Genomic DNA, 21831 nt, shown 5'->3' with positions numbered 1-21831 from the left:
CGCCGAGCGGAGGGAGTTGTCACCGGTGGTGGACGACATCGATCGGTTCTTCGCCACGCTGGGCGAGACGTCGGAGGGGCGGCTCCCACCGAGCAGGCACGGGACGATCAGGTTCGTGTTGCACCGGAACGGGGCCGTCGACAACTGGCTGGTCACCTTCGCCGGCGGCGGCGCCACCGCGGTGCCCGACGACCGCCCGGCCGGGTGCGTGGTGAACATGTCCGGCGAATGGTTCGAGAACCTGCTCGCCGGCCGCGACCACACCGTCTCGATGACGTTGCGCGACCGCGCCGCCGTCGAGGGCGACCTCACCCTCTTCCTGACCTTCCGCAGACTGCTGCCGCCCCTGGCCGACACCCGCGGTCCGCTGCCCGAGGCCGTCGCCGCGCACGCCCCCCGGCCCGGAGGTGGCGAGTGAATCCGGTCAGCATCTACTACGGCAACCTGTTCATGACCTGTGACCGCAAGGGCGACGTCGAACCGTCCCGGCAGATGCCGCTCGGCCTGTTCTTCTTCGACACCCGGTTCCTGTCCACCTGGCGGCTCACCGTCAACGGGGAGCGCCTGCAGACGCTGTCGATCGACGACCTGCAGTACTTCGAGTCCCGGTTCTTCCTCACCCCCGGCCAGCCGACCCACTACGTCGACACCGACATCTCGGTGTTCCGGCACCGGTGGGCCGGCGACGCCTTCGAGGAACGGGTGTCGGTGCAGAACCACTCGAAGGAGCCGATGGACCTGACCATCCGCCTCGACATCGGCGCCGACTTCGCCGAACTGCTCGACATCAAGCACGGCATCCAGCGGCACCGCGAAACCACGACGACGATCCGGGACGGCGTGCTGACCGTCCGGTACGAACGCGGCGTCTTCGTCCGGGAGACGCTGGTCGCGTCGAGCCAGCCCTGCGCGACCGACGACGACGGCATGACGTTCACCACCCGGGTCGAACCGCACGGCATCTGGCACACCGACCTGCGGGTCACCGCGCTCCTGCGGCCGGCCAAGCCGGCCGACCTGCGGGAGGCGCTGCCCGGTCACCGGCTGCGCAGCACGGAGCAGATCCGGCAGGAACTCGACGACTGGGTGAGCGGGGCACCCCGGCTGCGCACCGACTACGAGCCGCTCCAGCAGACGTACCAGCGCAGTCTCTCCGACCTGGTCGCCCTGCGGTACAAGGGCCTCAACTACCGGGAGTACCAGCCGCTGGCCGGGATGCCGTGGTTCATGAACCTGTTCGGCCGCGACGCGATCTTCAGCCGGATGCAGGCCCTGCCGTTCCTGCCGCAGACCTGCGTACCCGCCCTGCGCATCCTGTCGCTCGCGCAGGGCGCCCGGATCGATCCGTTCCGCGGCGAGGAGCCCGGCAAGATCCTTCAGGAACTGCGGTACGACGAGTCCGCGGCGTTCAACGAGCGACCGCACGCCATCCTGTACGCCGCCGCGGACACCACCCCGCTGTTCGTGATCCTGCTCGACGAGTACGAACGCTGGACCGGCGACACCGAACTCGTCAACGAGCTGCGGTTCGAGGCCACCCAGGCGCTCGACTGGATCGACCGGTACGCCGACCTGGTCGGCAACGGCTACCTCTGGTACGGCCCGCACGGCAGCACCGACGGCACGGTCGGCCAGAGCTGGAAGTGCTCCAACGAGGGGGTCTCCTTCCGCGACGGTCGGCTGGCCGGCTATCCGCAGGCGGCGTGCGAGATACAGGGCTACGTCTACGACGCCAAGTGCCGGGCCGCCCGGCTGGCCCGCCGGGTCTGGGGCGATCCGGAGTACGCCGACCGGCTGGAGCGGGAGGCCGCGGCACTGCGGGAACGCTTCAACCGCGACTTCTGGATCGAGGACAGGGGATACTACGCGGCCGCCCTGCAGGCCGACGGGCAGCAGGTCGACTCGCTCACCTCGAACATCGGCCACCTGCTGTGGAGCGGCATCGTCGAACCGGACCGGGCCGAGGCCGTCGTCTCGCACCTGCTCGGCCCCACCCTGTTCTCCGGCTGGGGCATCCGTACCCTGGCGACCACCGAGCAGCGCTACAACCCGATCGGATACCACACCGGCACGGTGTGGCCGTTCGACAACTCGATCATCGCCTGGGGGCTGCGCCGGTACGGCTTCCGCCCCGAGGCCGCCCGGGTCGCCGCCGCGATCCTCGGCGCCGGCCGGTACTTCGGCGGGCGGCTGCCCGAGGCCCTTGCCGGCTACGACTCGACCCTGACGAAGTACCCGGTCCTGTACGCCTCGGCCGGCGCCCCGCACGCCACCTCGGCCGGCGCCCCGCTGCTGTTCCTGCGTACCCTGCTGGGCCTGGAACCGTACGACGACCACCTCGTGGTCGACCCGGCCGTGCCGGAGGAGATGGGACAGATCGAGCTGCACGACATCCCCGGCCGCTGGGGCCGGCTCGACGCCCTCGGCCGCGGCCAGCCCGGCATCGCCCGCCGTTGACCGCGCCACCGCCGGCCCGTGTAGCCCGGCGCCTCACCGCCGCGGCCCGTGCGGCCCGCCGCTGACCGCGCCACCGCCGGTCCCGCGTTGTCGATCTGAGCGTCAGGGACCTTATCCGTCGGCGGAAAGGTCCCTGGCGCTCAGATCAGGAAACAACCGCCCGCCCCTGGCCCGGCGGCGCGGCCCGATGGATACCGTCGAAGCATCTTCAGCCCCTCCTTTTCCGGCATATCGTTCGGGTGACGGCCGCACCCACGTCGACGCCGGTACCGGCGACCCCACCCGCGTGGTCGGGAGCGGCATGTGATGCCCGACATCTCCAGGAGGCCACAGGCATGACGAGGTATGTGGAGCGCACCACGAGCACCAGCCAACCCCTGTTGCACCAGCACGGCCGGCAGATCCAGGAGTTCGGCTCCGTACGCCAGTTGCCGGTCGGGCTGTCGTACGACGCCCGGATGTACTCCTGCGAGCGGGTCAACCGCATCCTCTCCGACACCCAGATCCTGTACGCCCTCTACAAGAAGCACCACTGGCTGATGCGCGGGCACACCTTCTACCAACTGCACCTGCTGCTCGACAAGCACGCCGGCGAACAACTCGCCCTCATCGACATGCTCGCCGAACGGGTCCAGACGCTCGGCGGCGTCGCCGTCGGCGACCCCCGGCACGTGGCGGAGATAACCAAGGTGCCCCGCCCGCCGGACGGCGCCGAGGAGGTGCCCGCGATGCTGTCCCGCCTCCTCGAGGCACACGAGATGATCCTGACCGACGCGCACGACGCCGCGGCCCGGGTCGCGGACATGGGTGACGACGGCACCAACGACATACTGGTCTCCAACGTCATCCGGACCGGCGAGTTGCAGGCGTGGTTCATCGCCGAACACCTCGTCGACACCCCGGTCGTACGCGCGTAACCGGCGCCCCGGTTTGGTCGGTACGGCACCGGGTAGCGCACCGGATATGCGGATGACCGATTCGAACTCGCGGAAGGCCGGGCGGTGAACGCCCGGGTGGCCGTCGCCGGCCAGATCGCCCGCGACCTGGTGCTGCTCGTCGACGAGGTGCCCGACGGCGGCCGGTCCGTCGCCGCCCGGCTGCGCCGCGAGATGCTCGGCGGCAAGGGCGCCAACCAGGCGGTCTCGCTCGCCCAGCTCGGCGCCGACCCGGCCTTGCTGGCCGTGACCGGTGACGACAGCGTCGCCGACCAGTTGCTCGCCCAGGCTGCCCGCGACGGCATCGACGTGTCGGCCGTCGTCCGGCGGCGCGACACGGTCACCGGGCTGATCGTCGAACTGCTCGACGGGCGGGGGCACTGGCGGTACGTCGAACATCTGCCGGACGCCGTCCTGCTCACCGAGGCCGACGTACGCGCCCACGCCGACGTACTGACCGCCGCCGACGCCGTACTGGTGCAGTTGCAGCAACCGCCGACGGCGACGCTGACCGCGGCCCGGCTGGCCCGCGAAGCCGGCCGGCTGGTCGTGCTCGACGGCGTGCCCACCGACGACGGGCACCGGGCCGCGCTGTTCGCCGCCGCCGACGTGCTGCGGGCCGACGACCACGAGACGGAACTGCTGACCGGGGTGACCGCCGGTGACCCGGAGCGGGTCCGGGCCGTTGCCACCGACCTGCTCGCCGCCGGCCCCGGACTGCTCGTCCTCGGGCTCGGCGGGGCCGGGAACCTCGCCGTGTGGCGCGACCCGCGCTGGGGCGAGGGACACCTGCTGGTCCCGTTGACCGCCGAGCACGTCGTCGACACCACCGGCGCCGGCGACGCGCTGGTCGCCGCGCTGACCGTCGCGCTGCTGCGCGGCGACCCGCCACCGGCCGCCGTCCGCTACGCCGTCGCCGCTGCCGGCGCCACCGTCGGCCATCCGGGCGGCCGGCCCACGCTGGACCGGGCCGCGCTCACGGCGTGACCCGCCTGACGCCGGATTGCCGCCGGCCCGCACTGGGAAGTAGGCGGGGATGACTGGACACGTGGTGGTGTTCGCGCCGGCACCGTTGCTGACCGTGACCATCGAACAGCAGGCCGACGCGGTCGAGTTGCACCTGCACGCGGGCGGGCAGGGCGTCTGGCAGGCCCGCATGATCGCCGCACTGGGGGTGCCGGCCACCCTGTGCGTCACCGTCGGCGGCGAGGTCGGCGACGTCCTGCGGGTCCTGCTCGCCGACGAGAACGTCCAGGTACGGGCGGTGGCCCGGCAGGCCGGCTCGGGCTGGAGCGTCCACGACCGGCGCGACGGCAGCCGGACCGAGATCGCCGAACACCCGGGCGAGCCGATGGTCCGCCACGACATCGACGAGCTTTACAGCATCACGCTCGCCGAGGGGCTGCGCGCCCCGGTGTCCGTACTCAGTGGACCGGCGGCCCCGGAAGTCGTCGACCCCGACGTCTACCGGCGCCTCGCGGCCGACCTGCGCGCCAACGGCGGCCAGGTCGTCGCCGACCTGTCCGGCCCGTACCTCGCCGCGGTCCTCGACGGCGGCGTCACGTTCGTCAAGGTCAGCCACGAGGAACTCATCGACGACGGCCGGGCGAAGGACGACAGCGTCGACGAACTCGTGGCCGCCGCCCACCAGCTCCGCCGCGACGGTGCCGGGGCCGTCCTGGTCAGCCGCGCCGACGCGCCCGCGCTCGCGCTGCTCGACGACGACGTCACCGAGGTGCGCGTACCCCCGCTCCAGGTCGTCGACCACCGCGGTGCCGGCGACTCGATGAGCGCCGGGGTCGCGGCCGTCCTGGCCCGCGGCGGCGACCTGGAACAGGCGGTACGCACCGGCGCCGCGGCCGGCGCCGTGAACGTCACCCGGCACGGGCTGGGCACCGGCCGGGCGGAGACGATCGGGGAGCTGATCGGCCGGGTGCGGCTGGCACCGCTCGGCGAGGGGTAGGCGTTGGACATGGCGGACCGACCGGTACGGATTCTGATCACCAACGACGACGGCGTCGCCGCACCCGGCATCCGCTGGCTGGCACACGCCGCCCGTGGCGCGGGGCACGAGGTCGTCGTCGCCGCCCCCGAGCGGGAGGCCAGCGGCATGAGCGCGGCGCTGAGCGCCGTCACCGACCAGGGCCGGGTGGTGATCACCCGGCCCACCCCGCCCGGCCTGGAGGACATCGTCGCGTACGGCGTCGCCGCCTCGCCGGCCTACATCGCCGTGCTGGCCGGACTCGGCGTATTCGGGCCGGCTCCGCGCCTGGTGCTCTCCGGCATCAACCGGGGCGCCAACGCCGGCCACGCGATCCTGCACTCCGGCACCGTCGGCGCCGCCCTGACCGCCGCCAACCAGGGCCTGTCCGCGCTGGCGGTCTCCCTCGACGTGCTCACCCCGGCCGCGGCGACCAGCGCCACCGGGGGTGCCGCCGTCGCCGCCCTCGACACCGCCGACGACGAGGTCCGCAACTGGCCGGCCGCCGCCGACTTCGCGATCGGCCTGCTGCCCTGGCTGCTCGACGCCCCGGCCGGCACGGTGCTCAACCTGAACGTGCCCGACCTGCCCGCCGACCGGATCGCCGGGCTGCGGCCGGCCACCCTCGCCCCGTTCGGGCAGGTGCAGATGGCGGTCGCCGAGCGTGGCGAGGGGTACGTCCGCACCACCGTCGAGGCGTCCGAGCCACACCCGGCACCCGGCACCGACCTCGGTTGGCTAGCCGAGGGCTACGCGGCCGTCACCGCCGTACGCCCACCGGCCCCCGACCCCGGCGTCACCTTGCCACCGGCCCTGTGACGCCGGCCGGTCCGGTCCACCGGTTGTCCGGGCCGGCGAGGGAGACGATCAGCTCGATCAGCTCCGGCCAGCCGAGCTGCCGGCCCCGGGCGAAGCCCGCGTCGAAGGCGCCGTCGTCCAGGGCGGCCCGCACGGCGGCGGCGTCGCCGGGGGAGTCGAACGGGTCCATCCGCTCCGGGAAGTAGCCGATCGGGGTGCCGAGCGCCGCGACCGCACCGAGCAGGACCGCCCCGTCCCCGGCCCGCCCGGTCCGTCCCAGCGCGCCGGCCAGCGAGTGGGCCGTCGCCAGCCAGCTCGACCGGTCCGTCGCCGGATCGGACTCCAGCAGCAGCGTGGTCAGGGTGTTCCGGGCCCGCCCCGGCATGCCGAGATCCACGCTGACCTTGCTGTCGACCCAGTCCGACGAGATCACCGCCCACCGGTGCCCGCACGAGCGGGCGAGTTCGTTCGCGCGGGCGAGTTCGGCCCGGGCCCGGGGCAGGTCGGTGCAGGCCCGGCTGAGCTGGGCGCGTACGGTCAGCGCCTCGGCCAGCGCCCACGGCCGGTTGACCACCTCGGCGAGCCGGACGGCCTGGTCGGCCAGGGGGAGCGCGCTGGCGATGTCGCCGCTGATCGCGGTGACCGAGGCCAGGTAGATGACGGCGGTGGTGTGCGCGTCCCGGGCCCCGACCCGCTCGCACAGGTCGGCCGACGTCCGCAGCGCCCGGATGGCGGCGGCGTGCTCGCCGGCCAGGTAGCTGACCCCGCCGATGGTCATCAGCAGCCGGGCCCGGGCCAGCGTCCACCCGTCGGGCACGGCGTCGGCCGCCGGCCGCCGGCCGTCCAGCGCGGCCAGGGTACGCCGGCCCCAGCGCAGCCCCTCGGCGATCTGCCCGGTCCGGTACCAGAACCAGGCGAGCGCCCCGCAGATCCGGGCCGCGCACAGCGGGTCCCCGACGGCGAGCGCCGAGGCGAGGGCGGCCCGGATGTTGTCGCGTTCCAGGCCGAGCCGGGCCAGCCAGGTGTCGCCGTCGGGGGTCGGCAGGCGCTGCTCGCCGGTCTCGACGAGCCCCAGCAGCCAGCTCCGGTGCCGGGCCCGGGCGTCGTGGAGTTCGTCGTCGCGCAACAGCGCCGCTGCGTAGAGCCGTACCGACTCCAGCATCCGGTAGCGGCGCGGCGTCGTCCCGGCGTCCGCGGCGACCAGCGACTTGCGGACCAGGCCGAGCAGCGACGGCACCACCTGCGACACCGGGAGGCCGCCGCCGACCAGCCGTACGGCGTCCAGGTCGAAGCCGCCGTCGAAGACGCTGAGCTGCCGGAACAGGCACTGCTCCGGTTCGGTCAGCAGGTGGTAGCTCCACCCGATCGTGTTCTCCAGCGTGGCGTGCCGGTGGTCGTCGCCGTGCCCGGTGTCGAGCAGTGTGAACCGGTCGTCGAGCTGGAACGCGATCTCCCGCAGGGACAGGGCGCGGGACTGCGCCGCCGCCAGTTCGATCGCCAGCGGCAGGCCGTCGAGGTCCCGGCACACCTGGGCGGCGGTCGGCCGGTCGACGTCGGCCGGCCCGGCTCCGGGCAGGACCGCCGCGATGCGCTGCACCAGCAGCTCGACCGCGTCGTCGGGCGGCAGCGGGGCCACGTCGAGGACGGCCTCCCCGGCCACCGCCAGTGGTTGCCGGGTCGTGACGAGCAGCCGGAGCCCCGGGCACCGGCCCAGCAGCGTACGCGCCAGCCCCGCCACCGCCGTCAGCAAATGCTCGGCGTTGTCGAGGACCAGCACCATCTCACGTTCGGCGAGCACGGCCGCCAGTTCGTCGGCGCCGGGGTTGCCCGGTATCCCGACCGTCTCGGCGACCGTCCGGGCGACCAGCGTCGGCTCCCGCAGCCCGGCCAGCTCCACCACCCACGGCCCGTCCGCGTCTTCGCGGCCCCGGCAGAGTTCGAGGACCAGCCTGGTCTTGCCGATCCCGCCCGGCCCGGTGACGGTGACCAGCCGGTGCCGGGCCAACAGGTCCGACAGCGTCGCCAGTTCGGCGGTGCGGCCCACGAACGACGAGTGCGCCACCGACACGTTGCGGCTCGCCGGCAGCGCCACCCGTACCTGCCGGGCCGGCGCCGGTCCGTCGCCGACCGGCTGGTCGAGCGACTCGTCCTGGTTGAGGATCGCCGCCTGCACCCGCAGCAGGCCCGGACCGGGATCGGAGCCGAGATCCGCGGCGAGGCGTTCCCGGGCCTGCCGCAGCACCGCCAGGGCGTCCCCCTGCCGGCCGGCCCGGTAGAGCGCCACCGCGAGCAGTTCCCAGCCGCGCTCCCGCAGTGGATGGTCGATGACGAGCGCCTCGAGTTCACCGATCGCGGTGCTGTGCTCGCCGACCGCGAGCATCGCGGCGAGGCGCTGCTCCCGGGCGACCGCCCGCAGCGACTCCAGCCGGGCCACCTCGGAGACGGTGAACGGCGCGTCGACGAAGTCGCCGTACGCCTGGCCCCGCCACAGCGCCAGGCCCTCGTTCAGCGACTCGAGCGCCCCGGTCGGGTCGCCGCGGTCGAGTTGCCGGTCGCCGGCGGTCACCAGCGCGGTGAACCGTTCGGCGTCGATCGTCTCCGGTGGCACCCGGATCGCGTACCCGGTGCCCTCCCGCACCAGCAGCCGGGCCGGCGTCCGGGCGGCCCGGTTCGGTTCGAGTGCGCGCCGCAGCGCCGCGACGTAGCTGAAGAGGGTGGCCGTCGTCGGCGGCGGCCCGTCGCTCCACACCTGCTCGACGAGACGTTCGGTGGACAGGACCCGGCCCTGCGCCGCGATCAGCGAGGCGAGGACCATTCGCGGCCGGCGGCCGCCGAGGTCGACGGGTTCCCCGTCCAGTTCGGCGGTGAGAGGGCCCAGAACCCGGAACTGAATACTCATGCAAATCCCCACCCGGTTACCGTGCGCCGCCCACGCCGGTCGGGTGGTGTTGTCGGCCCCCCCAGGCACTCCAACCTCACCATAGCCACGCAAGTCGCATCCACTCAGCTCTCAGCCCGGGTTGCAGCGTGCTCCCAGTGGCCCCCAGCAGAGTCGCCCGCAACGGTGTGACCAGCGCGTTTGTCCGGCCACCGGTCGGGATTCCACTGGAGGTCGACCGGGCGCACGCTTGGAATGCGTCAGGTTGCCGACTCTCCGGGCATCAGCGGGTCCGCTGTGGACGGCCGCCTGGGGTGCGTTCACCCGCCCCGGGCGGCGAGGAAGCTGGCCAAAACCTCGGTGTGGGTGGAGAAGGCGAGTTCGGTCGGTTCGGTGACGACCAGCCACTCGGTCGCCTCGGCGGTCGGCGCCGACGCCGGCAACCGGTCGGCCGGCTGCGGCGGCAACACGCCGAAGATCAGCAGGGTGCCGCCGCTGGGGGCGCTGTGGACCGCGAACGGGCGTACGGTCTCGGCGTCACCGGTCAGGCCGGTCTCCTCGCGCAGCTCGCGGACCAGGGCGTCGCGCCAGTCCTCGCCGTGCTCGATGAACCCGCCGGGCAGGGCGAGCCTGCCGCGGGCGGGTTCGATGTCGCGGCGCTGCACGACGACGCCGAGGCCGTCGGCGGTCAGCACCGGCAGGATCGCCACCGCGACCGGGAGCGGGTTGCGCCAGGTGGTCTGGGCGCAGGCCGCGCACACCCTGGGCCAGTCGGCCCCGGCCCCGTAGACGGTTCCGCAGTACGAGCAGTGCGAGTGCAGAAGACCGGTCACGTCGCACGACGATACCGGGGCCCGGCAACGGGTCGCCGGGATCGCCCGGGGTCACGGGAGGTCGGCGTACCGCTGCGGGATGGCGGCCTCGACCCGCTCGGTGAAGGCGGTGAACGGGGTGGCCAGCACCGTCCGGTCCGGTGCCCGGCCGGTGTGCTTCCAGGTGCCGACGACCCGGCCGGCACTCACCACGGTCGGCTGGAACACGCCGTTGCGGCCGGGCACGATCCGCTCGGCGTGTTCGGCGGGTACGACGGCGGTCCGGTCGCCGTAGCCGAGGATGAACTCGTCGAAGCCGGGCAGCAGGAAGACGTCGCCGGCCTCGGCCCGCAGGGTGGCGAGCAGGTCCGGGGTCTCCGGTGCCATCAGGTGTTCGGTCCCGTCGACCTCGACGGCGGCCAGTTCCGGGCGGGCGACCGCCACCCCGGTCCGTACGTCGGTGGTGGTCAGCCCGGACCAGCGCACCAGATCCTTGACGGTGGCCGGGCCGTGGCCGCGGAAGTAGCGCCGGGCCAGTTCGCCCAGTGCCTCGTCGCGGTCCGGTCGCGGCGACGGCGGGATCCACTCGTCGGTGAGCACGATCTCCTGCTCGCCGCCGGACATCGGACCGAAGCACAGCGTGCCGGTCAGCGCCAGCTGCGCCAGCAGGTGGTAGCCGCGTTGTCCGGTGGTGGCGACGCCGGCACCGTCCCAGACGGCGAGCAGGTCGCGCCGGCCCAGCCGGCGGCCACCGGTCAGCGCGTCGACCGCCAGCGCACGGGCCTGCTCGACGACGGCCTCGGTGAGTTCGAGTTCGGCCCGCCGGCGCTTCGCCTGGGCGACCATCCGGGCCGAGGTCAGGTCCAGGATCCAGCGCAGGTCGCCGGCCGCGACCAGGTGCAGGGTGCCGCGCATGGGCCAGGACCGGACGACGTCGCCCGCGTCGAGCGCGGCCTCCACCACCGCCAGGCTCCGGGCGGTGGTACGCAGCGCCACCGACGTGAGCGCACCCCGCAGATCCTGGGCCTGTACGGCGGTCAGCCAGCCGACCACCTCGGCCGGGCCAGCCGGGCCGGGGCCGGCGAGCCGCTGCGCGGTGAGCCGGAGCAGGCCGATGTCGTGCGGTGTCGTCATCGGCCGATTGTCGCCCCCGCCGGTCCGCGGGTCCCCGGTGGGTACGGCGGTCAGCCGGCCTTCGGGGCGGCCGGCAGTGGCGTGACCGGCGGTGACGGCTCCTCGGGGACGACCTCGGACAGGTCCCGCAGCTTCGGGATCGGCGATCGGATCACGAACACCACCGCGAAGATGGTGCCCAGCGCGGCGACGACCATCGTCGCGCGTAGCCCGATCAGGTCACCGAGCGCACCGCCGATGACCGCGCCGATGGCGGCGGTGCCGGTGACCGCGAACCGGTAGCCGGCGTTGGTGCGGCCGAGCACGTCGGAGGTGACCGACGCCTGCCGCAGGCTGATCGCCTGGATGTTGTAGATGACCAGGCCGGCGGCGTTGACCAGCAGCGCGGCGCCGATGACGACGGCGGCGAGCAGCCAGTGTCCGCCGGCGGCGGGGATCGCCAGCGGCGCCACGTTGGCGATCATGATCGAGACGATCAGGGTCGGGCCAAGGCCCCACCGCCGGCCGAGCCGGGCGGAGAGGGTGCTGCCGAGCAGGGCACCGGCCCCGGACATGGTGAGCACGACGCCGATCACCGTCGGCGGCAGGTCGAGGCCGCGGGTCAGGTGCAGGATCAGCACCGCCCACAGCATCTGGTTGAACAGGTTGTAGACCGCCGCCTCGATGCCGAGCGCCCGCAGGTAGACGTTGCGCAGCAGCAGCCCGAGGCCGTGCCCGATCTGGGCGAACACCGACGGTCGCGGCCCGTCGTGTCCGGCCGGGGCCGGCTCGACCCGGCGGATGAACAACTGGGTGACCCCGGAGACCAGGAACGTGGCCGCGTTGACCGCGACCGCCACCGGCGCGGTCAGCGTGCCGACCAGCAGACCGGCCGCGCCCGGCCCGGTGAGCTGGGCGAAGGAGCGGCTGCCCTCCAGCCGCCCGTTCGCGTCGACGAGCTGGTCACGCTCGACTATGGACGGCAGGTAGGACTGGTATGCCAGGTCGAACACCACCGTCAGGGAGGCGGACAGCAGGACCAGGACCATCAGCAGCCAGACGTTGAGTCCGCCGAGCAGCGCGATGACCGGGATCAAACCGATCAGGACCGCCCGGCCCAGGTTGGTGCCGATGAGCAGCGGCAGCCGCCGGGTCCGGTCGACCCACACCCCGACGAAGAGGGTCAGCAGCAGGTACGGCGCGAACTGGGCCGCGTTGAGCGCACCCATCTGGAAGGCGGTGGCGTCCAGGGTCTCCGCCGCCAGCAGGGGAATGGCCACGATGGAGATCTGGGTGCCCATCATGGACAGCGACTCCGCCGACCAGAACTTCATGAAGTCGGCGTCCCGGGACAGCCGCCCGGGTCGCTTCTCCGGCTCCGGAGCGTCCATCGTCGGTCTCCTCGTCACCTGAGTTGTTCGCGCAGCAGCGGCAGCACCTCGGCGCGAAGCTGCGTCGGCGAGCCGAGCCACAGCGACTCGATCGCCGCCCGGCGATGGAACAGATGTGCGTCGTGGTCGTTGACCAGGCCGGACGCGCCGTGCACCTGCAACGCTTCGGTGGTCATCGTACGGGCCAGATCGGCGGCCGCGGCCAGACAGCGCGCGGCGGCGAGGCGCGTGTCGCGGCCCTGGTCGGCATCGCGGGCCGCGTCAAGGGTGAGCAGCCGGGCGGCGTCGAGGTGGACGGACAGTTCGGCGAGCCGGAACGCGATCGCCTGGAACCGGCCGATCGGCTGCCCGAACTGCTGCCGCTCGCGGGCGTACGCCACGGCGAGGTCGAACGCGCCCCGGGCCAGCCCGACGAGGTAGCCGGCCTGGCGGATCCGGGCCGTCGCGAGCGCGCGGGACCAGCCCGACCCGTCGGCGCTCCAGACGGCCGGTGTGCCGGCGAGCCGCACGTGGTGCAGTTCGCCCTGACCGAGTTCCTCGTGGCGGCGGACGGTGACCGTCGGATGGTCGCGGGGCACCAGCGCGAGCCGGGGCCCGTCGTCGGTCGTGCCGACCACGAGCAGATGGTCGACCTCGGTGGCGAAGCCGACGAACCGGCGCTCGGCGTGGATGCCGCCGGTCGTCGGGTCGACGGTCATGGCGCCGGGGTCGGCGGGGCTCGCCGCCCCGTCGGCGCGTACGGCCAGCGCGACGCCGCCGTCGCCGGGCAGGTCCCGCCCGCCCCGGGCCAGCAGGTCGGCGGCGGTCACGGTGTCGAGCAGCGGCCCCTGGTAGAGGGCGGCGCCGAGCCGCTCGGTGATCGCGGCCAGCTCCTCGTGGCCGCCGACCGGCGAGTCCGCGACCGGTGCCGGGCCGGCCCCGTCGGCCGCCGGCCCGGCGGTGTCCGGCGGCGGCCCGGTCAGCCCGAGCCCGACCAGGCCCTGCCAGATCATCGCGCGGATCGCCGGGTTGTCGTCGGCCGACCCGTTGTCCGGCCGGGGCCGGTAGGCCATCCGCCGTACCATCGCGGTCAGGTCGGGGTCGAGGAACTCCGCGAGCGCGTGCACCCGGGTCGTGGTCATGTCAGCAGCTCCAATCCCTGGGTGGCGACGACGTACAGCATGATCTGGGAGGTGCCGGCCGCCAGGGTGAGTCCGGGCGCCTCGCGGTAGGCGGCGTCGACGATGCCGTCGGCTGGGGCGTCGGCGTCGCGGGCGTCGAGCACCCCGTCGAGGCCGGTGAACTCCGGCGCCAGGACCGCCAGCTCCTTGAACACCTCGGTGACGTGCCACTTGGCGGCCGACGACTGCACGTCGTCGGGGCGGCCCTCGACCAGGTTGGTCACACACCGCCAGGCGAGCAGCCGCGCCGCCCGGACCCGCGCGGTCAGGTCGAGCAGGCGGTGCGCGTACGCCGGGTCGTCGAGCCGGCCGGTGGCCGCCGCCTGCCGCAGCACCGTGTCGAGCAGCCGCTGCGCCTTGGCCGCCGTGTCGACGCCGGTGCGCTCCAGGCCCAGGAAACGGTTGACGGTCTGCCAGCCCTCGTCGACCTCGCCGAGCACGTCTTCGGCGCCCACCCGTACGCCGTCGAGGGTGACGTCGACCATTCGGTCCTCGGTGAGGTTCCACATCGGACGCATCGTGACCGCGAAATTCCGCAGCGGCACCAGGAACAGCGTGATGCCGTGGTATTTCACGCCCGTGTCGGTGGTCCGGACGGCGGCTACCGCGAAGTCCGCGAACTGCGTCTTCATGCTGAAGATCTTGCGGCCGAACAGCCGCCAGCCGCCGTCGCCGTCCGGCTCGGCCCGGGTCCGCAACGAGCTGAGGTCCGAACCCACCCCGGGCTCGCTGAACAGCACCGCGGCCGACGTCTCGCCGCGGGCCAGCCCGGGCAGCAGCCGGGCGCGCTGCGCGTCGGTGCCGAAGAGCGCGATGGCGAGCCCGACGATGTCGACGCTCAGCCCGTGCGTCACGTCCGGCACCCCGTGCCGGATCAGCTCCTCGGTGACGATCGCCTTCTCGACCATGGTGGCGCCGAGTCCGCCGTACTCCACCGGCCAGTTGGGGGCCAGCCAGCCGCGTTCGCCGAGCCGGCGGTAGACGTCGAGCAGTTCCGGCTCCTCGCCCCCCGGCAGCCGGCGGCACCGGGCCACCGCCTCGACCACGTCCTCCTCGCACAGCAGCGCGCAGACCTCGGCCCGGAACTTGTCCTGCTCCGGGGTGAACAACGGCATCATTCGGCACCTCCGGGGTCGGCCTGGTCGAGGCCCGCGCGCAGGACGCGCGCCAGCTCCGGCAGGTTCGGCGGCTGCAACATCGTGTAGTGGTCGCCGGGCACCGTCCGCCGGTCCAGGCCGCCGGTCGCCACCGCCCGCCACCGGTCGAGGTCGTCGGCGGGCTCGTCGGCCGCGCTGAGCAGCAGCACCCGCCCCGGGTACGGCCGCGGCCGGTGCCGCAGCAGCGCCCGGTAGTTGGCGGTGAAGACCCGTACCCGGGTGGCGAGTTCGTCGGCGAGCCCGCCCGGCACCAGGTCGGCGACGGCGGCGAGCACCGCCGCGACCTGTTCGGCCTCCGGCCGGCCGCGAAGCTGCCCGGGATCGACCGCCGGCGGCCGCGCGCGGGCGATGCCGGCCAGGTCGCGGACGAACCAGGCCAGCAGGTCGGCGTGGTCCGGCTCGTCCGACCCGTCCGGCAGCCCGGTGTCCAGGGCTGCGACCAGCGCCACCCGCTGCCCCCGCTCCCGCAACTGGTGGGCCATCTCCAACGCCACCGCGCCACCCAGCGACCAGCCGCCCAGGTGGTACGGCCCCACCGGCTGCTGCCGCTGGACCGCCGCCACGTAGGCCGCCGCCGTCGCGGCGATCGAGGTGCCGGGGGCGCCGCCGTGCAGGGCCGGGTCCTCCAGACCGTAGAACGGCTGGTCCGGTCCGAGCAGCCCGGCCAGCCGGACGTACGGGGCGACCGAGCCGCCGACCGGGTGGACGAAGAACAGTGGCGGCCGGTCGCCGGTGGCCACGATCGGCACCAGCGGGCTGGCCGGGCCGGTGCTCCCCGCACCGGCCGGGTGGATGGCTCCGGCACCGGCCGGGCCGAGGGTGCCGGCCATCGCCTCCAGCGTCGGCGCCGCGTAGAGACTGCGCGGGTCGAGGGCGACGTCGAAGACCCGCCGTACCTCGGCGGCCAGCCGCACCAGGTCCAGCGAGTTTCCGCCGAGGTCGAAGAAGTTGTCGCGGACGCCGATCCGGTCGGCGGCGATCCGGTCGGTGCCCAGCACCCCGGTCCAGATCCCGGCCAGGTCCCGCTCGGCCGGGTTGCGCGGCGCGACGTGTTCCCCGCCGATCTCGTGCCGTGGCTCGGGCAGCGCCTTCCGGTTGGTCTTGCCGTTGCCGGTCAGCGGGATCGCGTCCAGCCGGACCAGGATCGCCGGCACCATGTACGCCGGCAGCCGGGCCGCCAGGTGGGCCCGCAGCGCCGCCTCGTCGTACCCGGTCCCGACGACGTACGCGACCAGCCGGGGGTTGCGGGCGTCGCCGCGTACGACGACGACGGCGTCGGTGACTCCCCTGTGGCCGGCCAGCACGGTCTCGATCTCGCCGAGCTCGACCCGGAAGCCACGGATCTTCACCTGCTGGTCGGCCCGGCCGAGGTATTCCAGCGTCCCGTCGGACCGCCAGCGCGCCAGGTCGCCGCTGCGGTAGAACCGCCCGTTCCCGGTCGGCACGAACCGTTGCGCGGTCAGCTCGGGCCGGCCGAGATAGCCGTACGCGACACCGGGGCCGCCGACGAGCAGTTCGCCCCACACCCCGATCGGCGCCGGCCGGCCGGCGGCGTCGACGACCCGCAGCGGCAGGTCGGGGATCGCCACCCCGATCGGGCTGGCGGAACGGGCCAGCAGCTCCCGGGACAGCACCTGGTAGGTGGTGTGCACGGTGGTCTCGGTGATGCCGTACATGTTGACCAGCCGGGGTCGCTCCTCGCCGTGCCGGTCGAACCAGCGCAGCACCGAGTCGACGTCCAGCGCCTCGCCCGCGAAGATCACCGTACGCAGCGCCAGCTCGTCGGACGGCCCGCCCCACTCCTCGTCGGCGGCGACCAGTTGCCGGAACGCGGCCGGGGTCTGACCGAGCACGGTGACCCGCTCGCGGCGCAGCAACTCGTGGAACCGCTCCGGTGAACGCGTCTCCCAGTACGGCACCACGACCAGCCGGCCGCCGTGCAGCAGCGAGCCCCACAGCTCCCACACCGAGACGTCGAACGCCGCCGAGTGGAACAGGGTCCAGACGTCGTCCGGGCCGAAGTGGTACCAGTGCTCGGTGCCCCGCAGCAGCCGTACGACGTTGCGGTGCGGGATCATCACCGCCTTCGGCCGGCCGGTGGAGCCGGAGGTGTAGATCAGGTAGGCGAGGTCGGCGCCGGTGACCGGGGTGACCGGCGCCTGCGCGTCCGGCAGGTCCTCTACGGACACCCGCTGGTGGTCGCCGGCGGGCAGCTGCGTGCCGGGCAGGGTCAGCACCGCCCGGACGCCGGAGTCGGCGAGGATGTGGGCCATCCGCTCGGCCGGCTGGTCGGGGTCGACCGGCACGTACGCCGCCCCGGTGCGCAGGATGCCGAGGATGCCGGTGACGAGGTCGGCTGTCCGCGGCAGGCAGACCGCGACCAGGTCGCCCGGCCCGGTGCCGAGTTCCACCAGCTTCGCCGCCACCCGGCCGGCCTGCCGGTCGAGCTCCCGGTAGGTCAGCCGGATGTCACCGGCGACCACGGCGACGTTGTCGGGCGTGCGCCGTACCTGCTCGGCGAAGAGCTGGTAGAGGGATTCGTCGGCGGGGAAGTCGGCCCGCTTCGCCCCCCAGCCCTCCAGCGCCGCGTGCTCGGCGGCGGACAGCGGGTCGAGCCCGCCGACCGGACCGTCGGGTGCGTCGACCGCCTGCGCGTAGACGGCGGCGAGGTGGTCGAGCAGGCGGCCGATCCGGTCGGCGTCGAACAGCTCGGTCGAGTATTCGACGTTGAGGTCGACGGGACCGGCGCCGGGGTCGACGGCGGAGATCGCCAGGTCGAACCGGGCCCGGTCCCAGTCGAAACCGACCGGTTCGACGACGGTGTCGCCCAGCCGCAGTTCGCCGCCGGTGACACCGCTGGTCTGCAACGTGAACGACACCTGGAAGAGCGGGTTGCGGCCCGGTACGCGTTCCGGTCGCAGCGTGTCGACGAGGGTGCCGAACGGCACGTCCTGGTGCGCGGTCGCGCCGAGCACGGTGTCCCGGCAGCGGTGCACCAGCTCCCGGAAGGTCGGGTCGCCGGCGACGTCGGTGCGCAGCACCAGGGTGTTGGCGAAGTAGCCGACGAGGGGTTCGATCTCCGACCGGGTCCGCCCGGAGAACACCGAGCCGACCACGAGGTCGTCCTGGCCGGTGTGCCGGTTGAGCACGACCAGGAAGCCGGCCAGCAGTACGGACAGGAACGACGTCTGCTCGGTGCGGGCCAGGTCCCGCAACCGGTCGGCGAGGTCCGCCGGCACCCTCCGGTCGGCCAGCGCGCCGGCCCCGGTCGGCTGGGCCGGCCGGGCCCGGTCGGTCGGGAACTCCAGCTCGGGCAGGTCGGCGAGGCGCTGCCGCCAGTAGCCGAGCTGCTGGTCGAGCAGGTCCCCGTCGAGGGTGCGCCGCTGCCAGGCGGCGTGGTCGGCGGGCTGGACCGCGAGCGGGGCCAGCGTGGCGGTGCCGCCGGTGCGGGCCGCGTCGTAGAGGGCGGGCAGCTCGGCGGTGACGACCCCGACCGACCAGCCGTCGGCGATGATGTGGTGCAGCACGACCAGCAGCACGTGGTCGTCGTCGGCCAGCCGGGCCAGGCAGGTCCGCAGGCCGGAGCCCGTACCGAGGTCGAAGGGGAGCCGGGTCTGGTCGGCGACCCAGCCGGCGAGCCCGGCCGGGTCGGTGCCGGTGACCGGCAACGGCCAGTCGGTCGGCGCCGGGTCGATCACCTGGCGTGGTACGCCGTCGCGCGCGACGAACCGGGTCCGCAGCGCCTCGTGCCGGCCGACCAGGCCGGCCAGTGCCCCGCGTAGCGCGGTCACGTCGAGGTCGCCGCGCAGCCGCAACGCGATCGGGATGTGGTAGACCGGCGACGCCGGGTCGAGCTGGTGCAGGAACCACAGCCCTTCCTGCTGGTGCGACACCGGCAGCGGGCCGGCGCGGTCCACCGGGGCGATCCGGTCGCCGGCCGTCGCCTCGCCGCCGTCGACCAGCTTGCCGAGCTGTTCCAGGGTCGGGTGGACGAAGAGCTGGCGCGGGTCGACGGTGACCCCGAACCCGTCCCGGATGCGGGAGATGAGCTGGGTCGCCTGGAGCGAGTTGCCGCCGAGGTTGAAGAAGCTGTCGTGCACCCCGACCGCGCCGGCGTCGACGTCGAGCAGCCCCTGCCAGATCTCGGCGAGCCGCCGCTCGGTGTCGGTCTCCGGCGGGGCGTCGCGGCCGCCACGGACCGGTTCGGGCACCGGCAGCCGGGCCTCGTCGACCTTGCCGGAGGCGGTGAGCGGCAGCTCGGCCAGCGTCACCACCGTGGCCGGCACCATGTGCAGCGGCAGCCGGTCGGCGAGGTAGCCGCGCAGTTCCTCGTCGCGCGGCTCCTGGCCCGCCTCCGGTACGACGTAGGCGGCGAGGAACGCCTGCGGGGTGCCCGGTTCACGGACCACGACCGTGCACTGCCGGATCGTCGGATGCCCGTTGACGGCGTGCTCGATCTCGCTCAGCTCGATGCGTAGGCCGCGGATCTTGACTTGTCGGTCGACGCGGCCGACGAATTCGATGTTGCCGTTGGTGCGCCAGCGTACGACGTCGCCGGTGGCGTACATGCGTTGGCCGGGTTGGGTGGTGAAGGGGTCGGGGAGGAATTTTTCGGCGGTGAGGTCGGTGCGGCCGAGGTAGCCGTGGGCGAGCCCGTCGCCGGCCATGTACAGCTCGCCGGGCACCCCGACCGGCACCGGCCGCAGCCGCCGGTCCAGCACGTAGGCCCGCTGGTTGCCCATCGCCCGGCCGATCGGCGGCTGCCCGGTCAGCGGCTCGTCCGGGCACCGGTAGTCGGTGCAGGTGACCGTGACCTCGGTCGGGCCGTACCCGTTGTGGAACTCCAGGCCCGGCCGCTGCCACCGGTTGACCAGTTCCGGCCCGTACGCCTCCATGCCGATGAACAGCACCCGCAGGTCGACCAGCGGCCCGGGGTCGAGCAGCCGCAGTACGGCCGGCGGGATGTCCCCGAACGTGATCCGCTCGTCGCGCATCAGTTCCTGCAACCGGTCCGGGTCGAGCAGCGTGCCGCGCGGGGCACCGACGACCGTCGCGCCGGCCGACAGGGTGGCGAAGAAGTCGGACACGCTGACGTCGAAGGTGGGGTTCGCCAGTTGCAGCACCCGGTCGCCGGGTCCGAGCTTGAAGAGTTCGCGCATGTTGCGGCAGAAGTTGACGATGGCGCGGTGGGGGACCATGACGCCTTTGGGGCGTCCGGTGGAGCCGCTGGTGTAGATGACGTAGGCGGTGTCTTCGGGGTGGATGTCCACTGTGGGGGGTGTGGTGGGTTGGGTGTCGAGGGTGTCGGTGTCGAGGGTGATGGTGTGGATGTGGTGGGGGAGTCGGTGGGCGAGGTCGGTGGTGGTGACGACGGTGGTGACGGCCGCGTCGTGGAGTTGGTAGGCGAGTCGGTCGTCGGGGTATTGGGGGTCGAGGGCGAGCCAGGCGGAGCCGGTTTTGAGGATGCCGAGTTCGGCGACGGGTAGGTGGAGTCCGCGGTCGAGTAGGAGGGCGGTGACGGTGCCGGGTCGGGCGCCGGTGTGTGCGAGTTGGTGGGCGAGTTGGTTGGCTTGGTGGTCGAGGTCGCGGTAGGTGAGTTCGGTGCCCTCGAACCGCATGGCGGTGCGGTCGGGTGTTTCGGCGACGCGTTCGGCGACCAGGTCGTGCAGCAGCGCGGCGGGCCGCTCCACCGGCGCCGGATTCCACTCCTCGACCATCCGCCGCCGCTCGTCGTGGCCGGTCACCGGCAGGTCGCCGATCCGGGTGTCCGGCTCGGCCAGCGCCCGGCGCAGGACCACCTCGAAGTGCCCCACCAGCCGGTCGATCCGGTCGGCGTCGAACAGCTCGGTGGAATACTCCACCAGCGCGTCGATGCCACCGCCCGGCTTCTCCACGACGGCGAACGCGATGTCGAACCGGGCCCGGTTCCAGTCGATGTCGACCGGGCTGACCGCGACGTCGCCGAGCCGGAAGTCGCCGCTGACCCCGGCCGCCTGCAACGTGAAACTGATCTGGAAGAGCGGGTTGCGACCCGGCGAGCGGTCAGGATTCAACGCGTCGACGACCAGCCCGAACGGCACCTCCTGGTGCGCGGTCGCACCCAGCACCGTGGCGTTGCAGCGCCCGACCAGCTCGCGGAACGTCGGGTCGCCGGCGACGTCCGTACGCAGCACCAGCGCGTTCGCGAAGTAGCCGACCAGCGGCTCGGTCTGCGACCGGGTACGCCCGGAGAAGACCGAGCCGACCGCCAGGTCGTCCTGCCCGGTGTAGCGCTCCAGCACCACCAGGAACCCGGCGAGCAGCACGGCCAGCAGCGACGCCTGCTCGCCGAGCGCCAACTCCCGCGACGCGGCGGCGACCCGGTCGGGCAGTTCCCGGCGCATCAGCGCGCCGGCACCCTTCGGCTGTGCCGGATGCGGCCGGTCGGTCGGGAAGTCCAGCGCCGGCAGGTCCCGCAGGTTGTCCCGCCAGAAGTCGAGCTGCCGGTCCAGCCGCTCACCGGTCAGCCACCGGCGCTGCCAGGCGGCGTGGTCGGCGGGCTGGATCGCCAGCGGTGGCAGCGCGGCGGCCCGTCCGGCGCGCGCGGCGTCGTAGAGTTCGGCCAGTTCGGCGGTGAGCAGCCCGACCGACCAGCCGTCGGCGACGATGTGGTGCACCACCAGCAGCAGCACGTGCTCGTCGTCGGCGAGCCGGGCCAGCCAGGTGCGCAGCATCGGGCCGCGCTCCAGGTCGCTGGGTTCCTGGACCAGGTCGTTGACCCAGCCGCCGAGCCGGGCCTCGTCGAGGTCGGTGACCGGCACCGGCCAGTCGTCCGGCACCGGGTCGACCACCTGGTACGGCACACCGTCGCGACTGCCGAACCGGGTCCGTAGCCCCTCGTGCCGCCCGGCCAGGGCGGCCAGCGCCCTGCGCAGCGCGCCGACGTCGAGGTCGCCACGTAGCCGCAACGCGAAGATCACGTGGTAGACCGGCGAGGACGGGTCGAGCTGGTGCAGGAACCAGAGCCCTTCCTGGAGGTGCGAGACCGGAAGCGGTCCACCGTCGCGCGGCACCGGAGTGATCCGCTCCTGCTCCGCCTCCAGCGCCCGCCGTTGCTTGAGCCGCAGTTCGAGCAGCGCCCGCCGCTTCTGGTCGATCGAGGTGGTCATG

13 protein-coding genes are annotated in these 21831 nt (G+C 73.6%); 6 read left to right on the top strand and 7 right to left on the bottom strand.

The window, feature by feature from the left end; genetic code table 11:
• Positions 1-28 precede the first annotated feature (28 nt).
• The 6 genes from AB0M79_RS13335 to AB0M79_RS13310 all read left to right on the top strand — a co-directional run bounded on the left by AB0M79_RS13335 (position 29) and on the right by AB0M79_RS13310 (position 6192).
• On the top strand, positions 29-418 hold the full coding sequence (locus tag AB0M79_RS13335) for an SCP2 sterol-binding domain-containing protein (protein WP_364212056.1): 390 nt from the start codon (positions 29-31) through the stop codon (positions 416-418).
• Positions 415-2457, top strand: a complete 2043-nt coding sequence (locus tag AB0M79_RS13330) for a glycogen debranching N-terminal domain-containing protein (protein ID WP_364212054.1) — start codon at positions 415-417, stop codon at positions 2455-2457. Before AB0M79_RS13335 ends, AB0M79_RS13330 begins: the two co-directional genes overlap by 4 nt.
• A 335-nt stretch (positions 2458-2792) precedes the next feature.
• Positions 2793-3374 (top strand): DNA starvation/stationary phase protection protein, encoded by a 582-nt coding sequence (locus tag AB0M79_RS13325; RefSeq protein ID WP_364212051.1) that lies wholly within the window; start codon positions 2793-2795, stop codon positions 3372-3374.
• An 84-nt stretch (positions 3375-3458) separates the two neighbouring features.
• On the top strand, positions 3459-4379 hold the full coding sequence (locus tag AB0M79_RS13320) for a PfkB family carbohydrate kinase (RefSeq protein WP_364212048.1): 921 nt from the start codon (positions 3459-3461) through the stop codon (positions 4377-4379).
• 49 nt (positions 4380-4428) lie between these two features.
• A complete protein-coding gene (locus AB0M79_RS13315) occupies positions 4429-5355 on the top strand; it encodes a PfkB family carbohydrate kinase (RefSeq protein WP_364212045.1) in 927 nt (308 codons plus the stop codon).
• A 9-nt stretch (positions 5356-5364) separates the two neighbouring features.
• On the top strand, positions 5365-6192 hold the full coding sequence (locus AB0M79_RS13310) for a 5'/3'-nucleotidase SurE (RefSeq protein ID WP_364212042.1): 828 nt from the start codon (positions 5365-5367) through the stop codon (positions 6190-6192).
• On the opposite strand, the gene AB0M79_RS13305 is transcribed toward AB0M79_RS13310, so the two are convergent.
• The 7 genes from AB0M79_RS13305 to AB0M79_RS13275 all read right to left on the bottom strand — a co-directional run bounded on the left by AB0M79_RS13305 (position 6170) and on the right by AB0M79_RS13275 (position 21830).
• Complete coding sequence (locus tag AB0M79_RS13305; RefSeq protein ID WP_364212039.1) at positions 6170-9070, bottom strand: BTAD domain-containing putative transcriptional regulator; 2901 nt, start codon at positions 9068-9070, stop codon at positions 6170-6172. The two genes, AB0M79_RS13310 and AB0M79_RS13305, sit on opposite strands and share 23 nt — an antisense overlap.
• A gap of 299 nt (positions 9071-9369) precedes the next feature.
• On the bottom strand, positions 9370-9882 hold the full coding sequence (locus AB0M79_RS13300) for an NUDIX domain-containing protein (protein WP_364212036.1): 513 nt from the start codon (positions 9880-9882) through the stop codon (positions 9370-9372).
• Between the two features lie 51 nt (positions 9883-9933).
• On the bottom strand, positions 9934-10995 hold the full coding sequence (locus tag AB0M79_RS13295) for a winged helix DNA-binding domain-containing protein (protein ID WP_364212033.1): 1062 nt from the start codon (positions 10993-10995) through the stop codon (positions 9934-9936).
• 50 nt (positions 10996-11045) lie between these two features.
• Positions 11046-12365, bottom strand: a complete 1320-nt coding sequence (locus AB0M79_RS13290; protein WP_364212030.1) for an MFS transporter — start codon at positions 12363-12365, stop codon at positions 11046-11048.
• A 14-nt stretch (positions 12366-12379) separates the two neighbouring features.
• Complete coding sequence (locus AB0M79_RS13285; RefSeq protein ID WP_364212027.1) at positions 12380-13486, bottom strand: acyl-CoA dehydrogenase family protein; 1107 nt, start codon at positions 13484-13486, stop codon at positions 12380-12382.
• Positions 13483-14640: an acyl-CoA dehydrogenase family protein gene (locus AB0M79_RS13280; RefSeq protein WP_364212024.1), complete on the bottom strand. Its 1158-nt coding sequence runs from the start codon at positions 14638-14640 to the stop codon at positions 13483-13485. The genes AB0M79_RS13285 and AB0M79_RS13280 overlap by 4 nt, the downstream gene beginning before the upstream one ends.
• The gene (locus tag AB0M79_RS13275) at positions 14640-21830 is read right to left on the bottom strand and encodes an amino acid adenylation domain-containing protein (protein ID WP_364212021.1); all 7191 of its coding nucleotides are present in this window, start codon (positions 21828-21830) and stop codon (positions 14640-14642) included. Before AB0M79_RS13275 ends, AB0M79_RS13280 begins: the two co-directional genes overlap by 1 nt.
• Position 21831 lies beyond the last annotated feature (1 nt).

This window comes from Polymorphospora sp. NPDC051019, from assembly GCF_040683055.1.
GTDB classification, from domain to species: domain Bacteria; phylum Actinomycetota; class Actinomycetes; order Mycobacteriales; family Micromonosporaceae; genus Polymorphospora; species Polymorphospora lycopeni.
This window is presented reverse-complemented; position numbering and strand designations above follow the sequence as displayed.